Genomic DNA, 401 nt, shown 5'->3' with positions numbered 1-401 from the left:
CATTGTCGAAGCGGTCCATGGCCTGCTTGAGATTGCCGAAGGGTGAGCCTACGCGACCATCGCGCGTGGATACCACCTGCCTTGCGTGCTCAATGGCGGCAAGACGTTTCGGCGTATCCAGCGGGACGAAGCGCTCGCGCCCGCCCTTGGCGCCGCTCTCGATGCGTAGGTACAAATCCGCTTTCTTGTGATCGGGCGGCAGTCCTGTCGCCTCGAAGAACACCACGTCGCGATGCGGTCGGGACATCAGCGCCTCCTTCTTGCGCATCGCGTTCGCCTCCATGAGTTCGAGCGCGACGCCGATGTTCGGATCGTAGTCGCAAACGCTTGCGATCAGCGCCGTGGCATCGACGCCGTTTCCTAGCCAGCTCTTGTCGCGCTCGGCGGCTTGATGCCGCTGG

The 401-nt window shown here is 63.3% G+C and carries 1 protein-coding gene; it reads right to left on the bottom strand.

Going from position 1 to position 401, the window contains the following annotated elements:
- Window positions 1-401: integrase domain-containing protein (locus I6F37_RS43070; RefSeq protein WP_225154840.1), on the bottom strand; the 401-nt coding region annotated here is incomplete at both ends.

This window comes from Bradyrhizobium sp. NBAIM08, assembly GCF_020193935.1.
GTDB classification, from domain to species: Bacteria; Pseudomonadota; Alphaproteobacteria; order Rhizobiales; family Xanthobacteraceae; genus Bradyrhizobium; species Bradyrhizobium yuanmingense.
Note: the sequence above shows the minus strand (reverse complement) of the source record. Positions and strands in the feature narration are given on the sequence as shown.